Source organism: Bacteroidota bacterium (genome assembly GCA_034723125.1).
Taxonomy (GTDB): domain Bacteria; phylum Bacteroidota; class Bacteroidia; order CAILMK01; family JAAYUY01; genus JAYEOP01.
This window is the reverse complement of sequence record JAYEOP010000110.1, coordinates 1-2,181: the sequence shown is the minus strand read 5'-3', so window position 1 is coordinate 2,181 and position 2,181 is coordinate 1. Positions and strand designations below refer to the sequence as shown.

The following is a 2,181-nucleotide window of genomic DNA, read 5'->3' as shown; positions in this document are numbered from 1 at the left end:
CACTTTTTCGATAATATTGATTTTTCTGATGCCAGAATGCTACGTACACCATTATACGATGCAAAAGTCAATAAATTTATGAACAGAATTACAATCCGTCATCCCGATTCATTGAAATTTGCAGCAGCACGTGTAATTGATAAATCACTTTCCGACACACAGCTTTTTAAATATACACTAATAAAACTTTTTAATAAATATGCCCAGTCCAAATATATGGGCATGGATGAAGTTTTTGTACACCTTGCTGAAAGATATTACCTTAGCGGACTTGCTTACTGGTCGGATTCTACTCAATTAGCAAAAATATGGGATAGAGTTGCAAAACTAAGTAACAACATAATCGGCATGAAAGCCAAAGAATTAGTAATGAAAGATACTTCCGGTACATATCATTCTATTTTTGATACATATTCCGAATACTCTGTTCTAATTTTTTGGGATTATGATTGTGGACATTGTAGAAAAGTATTACCAATATTAAAAAAATACTACAATAAAACAGATAGAGATTCACTTGAAGTATTTGCTATTTTCTTAGGAACAGACCTCAAACAATGGAAAGATTATGTTAATGAAAATAACTTTAATTGGATAAATTTATCAGATCCCGGAAACTCAACAAACTTCCGTGTGTTATACGATATTCATAGTTCACCTGTAATTTATCTTCTCAATAAAAACCACATAATTGAAGCAAAAAGAATTTCCGTTAAAGATATTAAAGAAATAATAAATACTCTTGAGAAGCGGAAAAAAGCTAATAGGAAGAAGGAAGAGTAAGGCAGTCTTCAGTAAGCAGTCTCCAGTATGCAGTCTTCAGTAAGCAGTCTCCAATAAGCAGTTTGTGCTTGCCTGAATAAGGTTGACTTTTTTTTATTTCCTTTGCGTTCTTTGTGTCTTTGCGAGAAAATATAAACAAATACACGCATAAACATAAAAAAACCTACTGCAGTCTCCAGTAAGCAGTCTCTAGTATGCAGTCTTCAGTAAGCAGTCTTCAGTAAGCAGTCTCCAGTAAGCAGTCTGTGCTTGCGAATAAGGTTGACTTTTTTTTATTTCCTTTGCGTTCTTTGCGTCTTTGCGAGAAAATATAAACAAATACACGCATAAACATAAAAAAACCTACTTTTGTGCTAATGAATAAATCCAAATTAAAAATTGCATTTATTGTTCAGGGAGAAGGCAGAGGACATTTGACTCAGGCAATTACTGCTTATGAAATGCTTACCAATGCAGGACATGAAGTAAAAATTGTTCTTCTTGGAAAAAGTAAAAATAGAAATGTTCCTGATTATTTTTTTAATAAAATCAAAACTTCTGTTTGCAGATTTTATAGCCCAAATATTAAAAGAGATAAAAATGATAAAAGAATCAATCTTTTTGCTTCGCTCCTACTAAACCTTTTTTTAATACCTAAATTCTTTTTCCAACTTAGAATAATTAATAACAAAATTAAAGAATCAGAAGCAGATGTAATTTTAAATTTTCATGAGACACTCACTGGCTTATATTTTTTATTTTTTCGTCCGAAAATACCAATAATTTCTATTGCACATCAATATATTTACAAGCATACTGACTTTGAATTTCCTAAAATCAGTAAATTCTCAAAAGCTTCATTATTATTTATTAATAAGCTTAGTACTTTAGGTTCAACAAAATTATTAGCTTTGAGTTTCAGCGATTTAAAAGATGATTTAAAACAAAAGCTTATAGTTATTCCTCCATTGTTACGAAAAGAAATATTTGAAATCCCGGTAAATAATGGCGATTATTTTGTTGTATACATTTTAAATTCCGGCTATGCGAGAGAAATAATTAATTGGCATAAAAAGAATGCAGCTATTAAACTTTATGTTTTTTGGGATAAGGAAAATAAAAGGATAAATCAGAATCTTGAATTTTGTAAATTGGATGATAATAAGTTTTTAAAGTTACTCTCATCATCAAAAGGATTGATTACAACAGCAGGTTTTGAATCAATTTGTGAAGCCATGTATCTTGCTAAGCCAACATTGATGATTCCAGTACAGAATCATGCAGAGCAATTTATTAATTCAAGAGATGCTTATAATTCAGGAGCAGGTATTTACGATACATTTTTTAATATTGATAAGTTTATTCAATTTAGCAACTTATATAAGCCAAATAGGGATTTTAAAATTTGGATAAACAAAG

2 protein-coding genes are annotated in these 2,181 nt (G+C 30.2%); both read left to right on the top strand.

Annotation, left to right across the window (positions count from 1 at the left end):
* A partial coding sequence (locus tag U9R42_03310) for a thioredoxin-like domain-containing protein (GenBank protein ID MEA3495045.1) occupies positions 1-783 on the top strand: 783 nt, incomplete at its 5' end.
* 356 nt (positions 784-1,139) lie between these two features.
* A partial coding sequence (locus U9R42_03305; protein MEA3495044.1) for a glycosyltransferase family protein occupies positions 1,140-2,181 on the top strand: 1,042 nt, incomplete at its 3' end.